Source organism: Streptomyces sp. NPDC054932, assembly GCF_053610205.1.
On the sequence record NZ_JBSGXU010000303.1, the window covers coordinates 1 to 6,269 of the forward strand.

Sequence of the window (6,269 nt, forward strand, 5' to 3'; positions counted from 1 at the left end):
GGTATCAACTTCTGGCGTTGATTTTTGGCACGCTGTTGAGTTCTCAAGGAACGGACGCTTCCTTTGTACTCACCCTCTCGGGCTTTCCTCCGGGCCTTCGTTCTGTTCTTGCGTTTCCGACTCTATCAGACTCTTTCGTGTCCGACTTCCTCGGTGCTTTCCAGGTTTTCGCTTTCGCGCTTTCCCTTTCCGGCGGTTCCGACTCTATCAGAAGTTCTCCACCGGATTTCCCCGGCTTCGGTTTCCTGAAGAGTCGAGTGCACCCCACACGGAATTACATTCCTGGTGAGGTGGGGCTGCCGAACTTGACCAGTTCGAGGCAACCGCTTGACTCTACAACTGGGCCAGGGGGGTGTCAAAACGGGCCCAGCCCGGGTCGGCGGTGCTTCCGCCTGATCGCCTGGTGGGCCCAGGGATGGCCGGGATCCGGGTCGGTCGGCAGCCTCGCGCAACGCCGTCGGGATGTCCGCTCCGGGCCCTCCTCCACCTCCGGGACATTGCGCGGCAGCAGGCGGTCAGATGAGTCCATCCCCAACAGCATCAGTGATGGTGAGCCCCTCCAGCCGCGGCAATCGGTTCACGACTGCCTCCGAGGTGAGCAAGGGCTTCCCGCCCCAGCTGTGGTGCGTGAGCCGGAGCGGCCGCACGTCGTCCAGGTCGGCCACGGCGGCAGGAGCGGGCCCGGACCAGTCCAGTTCGAGAACCGCAGGGCACTGGGCAGCGGCGTCGATGCCGGTGGCCGTGGCGTGCCCGCCAAACCTCACCGAGGCGAGAGCCACGTTTGATGCGAGGGCGGCGTCATTTGGTGGGGGGTGCGACCTGCTTCCAGTCCTCGACGACCTTCGTCACGAACATCCCCCGTACAACGCGCCGGGTGAGGACGACCGCTCCTTCGCCGTACTCGGACAACTCCGCGAAGGCTTCCGCGGCCGATTCGCAGACGAACTTCTTCCCCTTCGCGTTCTGGATGACCCATTCCCTGTCACCGCTGACGCCGATCCCCGTCGGTACCGACATGGACATCACACCTCCTCGACCTGCGCCCTTTGCGCATTTTACCCAACATTGTCCGATTGATCGGGCTGTGTCCGTCCAGGTAGTTCCACTGCGTGGCGGAAGCACCGAGCCCGTGATCGCCAGAGTTCTGCAGGCCGCCCAGGACGCCGTCCGCGATGTGATCCCCCAGTTCAACGAGACGGGGCCGACCTGCCTGGACCCCCGGTGGGCGGGAGAGGCCGTCCCCGGCTGCTCAGCGATGGCGAGTAGGACTTCGTCGGGGCGACGGCCACCACCCGCCCTACCGTCCTCGGCCGGCTCTTCACGCGCTGGTCGATCCGCGAACTCGCCGCCTTGCCTACGGATCGGCCGCGAGGTCCTGCGCTGGCTGCTGATCGGGCAGCAGATCACTTTCCAGCGCACGAAGACGGGGAAGCACTCCACCGACCGCGCGTCCTGGGCCAACCCCATCGAGGCTCACTTCGGGCCGCTCCTGCCCCACCCCGGCGAACCAATACGGTCACAGCACTAGCGACCGCAGCGGGGTCGGTGACTCTGCGGCCCATGGCTGCGGGTGACCGGTCAGATGTCGAAGAGGGGTTCCTCTTGTGGCGGGATCGGAGGGGCGAGGACATCGCGAAGGCGGTTGATGTCCTGGCGCCACTTCGGGCCGTTCGCAACTTCGGCCCACAGCTCCTGGAGCTCAGACAGCTCGGAGACCACCTGGTCCAGAGCATCGACGGCGAGCGTCCGAAGGTCAGCGGAAAGCTCCGGCAGCGGCTCTGAGGGGCCGTAGATCGAACACGCCGGCTCGCCGTCAGGATGCTGTGCGACGACCAGGGCCGCCGCGGCCACTGCTCGCTCGCCGTCGGAGGTGTACAGGCAGTCCGCGGGGTCGGCGGCGCGTTCAAGTACGCCGCGGATCATGGATTCCCGTTCTTCCCATGGTGCGTCGTCCAGGTCACCCCCGAAGTCAGCCGCGGTGTCGTTGTCGAAGGGGCCGATGTCCCAGGTGCCCATGTCTCTCCTTGTGAGGCCGTCTGGGGACCGTTGCACTGGCCACCGACAGTGAGCTCGGGCTCCTGCCCTTGTCGTGACGGTCCGCGACTACGCCGGATGGCCGATCTCGGCGATGTCCTCGGGGAGATCTTCTGGCCGAGACGACCTCCTGCGTCAGCGGCTCGAGGCCATGGACGTGCCGGACTGTTTCGAGGGCCGGCCTTTGGACGTCGTCTTCTTTGGTGCTTGTTGGCCGTCAGTGTTGTCTTGTCGTAGCAGCGTGAGAGCCTCCGGGCGTGAGCTACGACTTGGCAGTGTGGGAAGGAGAGCGGCCGGCGAACGACAGCACGGCTGCCCGCACCTTCACTGACCTCTACGACCGCTACCTGGACGCTGAGGTAGATCATCCTCCGACTGAGCGCATCGTGGACCATCTCGCCGCGCTGGTAGAACGGTGGGGTGATGCGTCTGTGGACGGGGACGCAGCACCCTGGGCCGCGTGGCCGTTGATTGCTGGAGCGGGCGGCCCGCTCGTTTACATTCCCATGGGTTGGAGCGCGGCCGACGAGGTCTCTGCCCATGCCGCGGCCCTGGCGGACTCGATGGGGCTGGTCTGCTTCGATCCTCAGCAGAATCGGCTCAGGCCCTGACCGTCTTGGTCAGTTGACGGTAGCCAATCAGAAGCGCTGCCAGACCTACGAAGGCGAGGAAGTGGTCAGCCCGGCGTTCGTAGCGGCGGTGCAGGCGTCGGTAGCCGACCAGCCAGGACACTGTCTGTTCGATCGCACATCGCGACCAGTCCAGCTCGCCGCGGGCCCCGAGTTCGTCCAGGACGACACGTTGCAGCCGGGCCCAGACCCGCGCCCGGCTCCACTCGGCGAAGCGCCGATAGTCCGTCTGCCGGCACGGACCGAACACCGGCGGTAGCTGCCGCCAAGTGCAGCCAGAGGTGGCCCGAAGGTGATCGCGGCCAAGGCCTCACGGTCACCCGCGCGACGCCGGCCGCCACCCTGCGAGCGTGTGACCTCCGTCGGCGGTACCACTCGCCGGAACAGCACCCACAATTCGTCGGGCGCCAGCCGCTCAACCAGATCAGTCATGCACGGTTCAACGACGTCTTAGAGGTCGTTTCTCTTGGTTAGCTGTCCTGCCGGCGCCCGAGCAAACGGCCCTGCTCCTGCTTCAGGCCCGCGAACCGGTGCCGCGCGTATGCGGCTATCTCCTCGCTGGGGAAGGGCACCACGGACAGGTGCTGGTCATAGCTCCCCTGCTCCCACCGGGCGGCTGTGATCTCATAGCCGGAAACGTGGGCGCACAGCTGAAGCAGAATCGGCGGCATCTCTGGTTCGCTCAAGAGGTCAGCGTGCTTGATGACGAGGTCGCGCATCGCCTGAATGTTCGGGAGGAAGACGGTCCTGACCCACAACCGCCATTCGGCGAGTTCCTCGTCGGAAGGCGGTATCTCATGCACGAAGGGCGACCTGCCGTCAGGACGAGCGTTGCGCTCCATGAACGCGCCGAAGATGCGGCTGTTGGCTTCCGTGAGGGCGAACAGCGGTCCGTAGAAATCGCTGAGCTGCCGATTCAAGCGAGCGAGGCGTTCTTGGCGCTGCGACAGGCGCAAGCCGTTGAGATAGGTGGCTACATAGCCGACGAACGCCAGCGCGATGGTGACGACTACTGTGATCATGAGAGGCGATGCTAGTGAGTATCACCTCCCTTGGTCGGCCTGCGGCAGCAGATCAGGGTCGCCGCGATCCCGGCGAAGGCGAGGAAGTGCTCGGCCTTGCGTTCGTAGCGGCGGTGGAGTCGACGGCAGCCGGCGAGCCAGGAGACGGTCCTCTCGATGACTCAGCGGTGACGGCCCAACCGCTGTGAAGACTCGATGCCCTTGCGGGCGATGCGGTGCCGAATACCTCGCTTGTGCAGCCAGCAGCGGAGATGGTCGTAGTCGTAGCCCTTGTCCGCGTGGAGCTTGCCAGGGCGCCGTCGACGAGGTCCTCGGCGGGATCGGATCGGTGGAATGCCACGCACGAGCGGTTCGAGGCCCTGACTGTCGTGCATGTTGGCGCCGGAGATGCCCAGCGACAGCGGCAGGCCGTTGCGGTCGGTGATCAGGTGGATTTTCGATCCTGACTTGCCGCGGTCGGTCGGATTCGGTCCGGTCAGTGGCCCCCTGTTGCAGCCCGCAGGCTGACGGAGTCAATCGCGCAACGAGACCAGTCCAGCTGTCCTCTTGCACCAAGCTCGTCGAGAACGACGCGATGGAGGCGAGCCCAGACGCGGGCCTGGCTCCACTGGGCGAAGCGCCGGTAGACCGTCTGCCAGCTCGGGCCGAACACCGGTGGGAGCTGCCGCCAGGTGCAGCACGAGGTTGCCACGAAGATGATCGCGGCCAAGGCCTCGCGGTCACCAGCCCGGCGTCGGCCTCCACCCTGCGGACGCTTCACCTCCGTCGGCGGCACCACCCGCCGGAACAGCATCCACAACTCGTCCGGCACCAGCCGCTCAACGAGACCCGTCATGCACGGCTCAACGAACGATCACGCCATAAGAAGCGACGTCTTAGTAGTCCTCGGCGAACGCCGGATACGCCTCGGCTCGGCCCTCCAGCAGAAGGCTGAACAGCCGTCCAGCGCCGTCGGCGTCGGCCAGACCACAGGGGCGACACCCGATGCACGGTCTCAGGGTCAGGCTCCTCGCGATCACACCATGGAGGGTCACCGGCCCATCCAAGCGGATGCCACCGGCATCAGCTTCTCGGCGACCTTCGCCGGCCCGCCAGACAGCAACCGGTCGGCGCGGGACGAGAACAGCGCACTCTGCCCAGGTCGGCCGGGGCCGAAAATCATGGACGCGGCGCCGCCCCGAACCCGCATGATGGGCGGATGGACGAGGTAACCATCAGCGACGAAGACCGCCGGCTACTCGGACTCTGGGCAGCCGATTGCGTCGAGCGCGCCCTCCCCCTGTTCGAGGCCAAGGCTCCCTCCGACACCCGCCCTCGCGAGGCGATCGAGGGCATCCGCGCCTTCACCCGCGAAGGGAAACGCACCGCGAAACTGCGCTCCCTCGCCTGGGCGGCCAACTCGGCCGCCCGCGACGTCGACGACCCCGCGGCCACGGCCGCCGCCCGCGCCGCGTGCCACGCGGCGGCGACCCCTTATATCCACCCGCTGGCCACCCCTCACCAGTCGAAGCACGTCCTGGGACCCGCCGTGCACGAGGCGCTCGCTCATGAACTCGCCGCGGGCGGCGACACCGGCGTCGGCGGCGAGGAGATCCGGTGGGCGGTCGAGCACGCCCCGGCAGCGGTCCGCGAGCTGCTGCGCCGGATGCCGGCCCGAAGCCCTGGCCGCAGTCGGCTGGACACGCTCTACTACGAGCTCGATACGGCGCTTCGCCGCTGATCTCTGCGTCGGGACCGGGAGTTGCTCCGCCTTGGTGGGCACCGGGGCGGGCCACAGGTGGTCAGGGGTCACGATCGAGGTGACTGCGTTCCCGACGAGGGAGGACAGGTTCTTGCCGTTGTGGTCGACGTCGGAGTTGACGAGGACGACGAGCGAGGCCTTCTCGGCGGGGAGTTGGGCGGCTGTGGACTCGTACCCGGGGATCTCCCCGTTGTGGCCGAGCCAGCCGTTGGTGTTGAGGATGCCGAGGCCGTAGGAGATGTCGGGATTCCGGTCGGGAGCGTACGGAGCCGCTCGGCCTGTGTCTTCTTCGTCAGCAGCCGGCCGTCCACCGGGGCCAGAGCCCAGGTGTGCAGGTCGTTGAGGTTGGAGATGATCGCGCCGGCGGCCCGGCCCCAGGACGGATTCCAGTGGGTGGCGTCGGTGACCGAGCCGTCGGGCGTGAAGTTGGAGTACCCGTGGGCGTGCGGGTCGGGCATGACGTCATCGGTACGCCGGTCTTCGTGTCCGCGATAGCGAAGGACTTCGCGGACACACCGCGGCCGGGTATCCACACAGCGACGTTGAGGCCGGGGATGCCGGCTTCTTTCATGACCTTCGTGAGTGCCGCGTCCAGCTTCTCCACGGTGGCCGTGTCGAAGTCCTGCCGTAGGGACAGTCCGGGAGGCCCGGTCGGGGGCGCCGTCGGCACACAGGGCGGCAACCAGGAGAGCGGCGGCGGGAACGGTCGCCGGCGACGTCTACGGTCACCACTTCACGCGCGCTGGCGTAAACGCAGAAAAGCCCCGCACCGAGCCCGTGAAGGGCTGGTGCGGGGCTTTCCCACAATGATTGTTCGGCGGCGTCCTACTCTCCCACAGGGTC

Annotated in this window: 5 protein-coding genes and 2 pseudogenes; 2 read left to right on the forward strand and 5 right to left on the reverse strand. The window is 66.9% G+C overall.

All coding sequences use genetic code 11. The annotated features are described in order from the left end of the window. Nucleotides 1–798 precede the first annotated feature (798 nt). On the reverse strand, nucleotides 799–1,017 hold the full coding sequence (locus ACWGE1_RS39355) for a hypothetical protein (RefSeq protein WP_453425276.1): 219 nt from the start codon (nucleotides 1,015–1,017) through the stop codon (nucleotides 799–801). Between the two features lie 561 nt (nucleotides 1,018–1,578). Continuing rightward, nucleotides 1,579–2,016, reverse strand: coding sequence for a DUF4259 domain-containing protein (locus ACWGE1_RS39360; RefSeq protein WP_453425277.1), 438 nt, complete (start codon nucleotides 2,014–2,016; stop codon nucleotides 1,579–1,581). Between the two features lie 275 nt (nucleotides 2,017–2,291). Between ACWGE1_RS39360 and ACWGE1_RS39365 the strand changes: the two genes are divergently transcribed. After that, complete coding sequence (locus ACWGE1_RS39365; RefSeq protein WP_453425278.1) at nucleotides 2,292–2,645, forward strand: hypothetical protein; 354 nt, start codon at nucleotides 2,292–2,294, stop codon at nucleotides 2,643–2,645. A gap of 127 nt (nucleotides 2,646–2,772) precedes the next feature. On the opposite strand, the pseudogene ACWGE1_RS39370 reads toward ACWGE1_RS39365, so the two are convergent. The 3 genes and pseudogenes from ACWGE1_RS39370 to ACWGE1_RS39380 form a co-directional block, all read right to left on the reverse strand. Next, nucleotides 2,773–3,095: pseudogene (locus ACWGE1_RS39370) on the reverse strand (transposase); the annotation flags it as partial. Between the two features lie 38 nt (nucleotides 3,096–3,133). Continuing rightward, nucleotides 3,134–3,685 (reverse strand): hypothetical protein, encoded by a 552-nt coding sequence (locus ACWGE1_RS39375; protein WP_327260190.1) that lies wholly within the window; start codon nucleotides 3,683–3,685, stop codon nucleotides 3,134–3,136. Nucleotides 3,686–3,696: 11 nt separating this feature from the next. Then, a pseudogene (locus ACWGE1_RS39380) lies at nucleotides 3,697–4,520 on the reverse strand (IS5 family transposase). A 363-nt stretch (nucleotides 4,521–4,883) separates the two neighbouring features. Here ACWGE1_RS39380 and ACWGE1_RS39385 point away from each other — a divergent pair. Beyond that, nucleotides 4,884–5,405 (forward strand): putative immunity protein, encoded by a 522-nt coding sequence (locus tag ACWGE1_RS39385; RefSeq protein WP_453425279.1) that lies wholly within the window; start codon nucleotides 4,884–4,886, stop codon nucleotides 5,403–5,405. Nucleotides 5,406–6,269: the final 864 nt, after the last annotated feature.

Bases quoted from the DNA above. Each gene is read 5' to 3' on its own strand.
- ACWGE1_RS39355 (WP_453425276.1), bottom strand. From the start codon at position 1,017: ATGTCGGTACCGACGGGGATCGGCGTCAGCGGTGACAGGGAATGGGTC.
- ACWGE1_RS39360 (WP_453425277.1), bottom strand. From the start codon at position 2,016: ATGGGCACCTGGGACATCGGCCCCTTCGACAACGACACCGCGGCTGAC.
- ACWGE1_RS39375 (WP_327260190.1), bottom strand. From the start codon at position 3,685: ATGATCACAGTAGTCGTCACCATCGCGCTGGCGTTCGTCGGCTATGTA.
- ACWGE1_RS39385 (WP_453425279.1), top strand. From the start codon at position 4,884: ATGGACGAGGTAACCATCAGCGACGAAGACCGCCGGCTACTCGGACTC.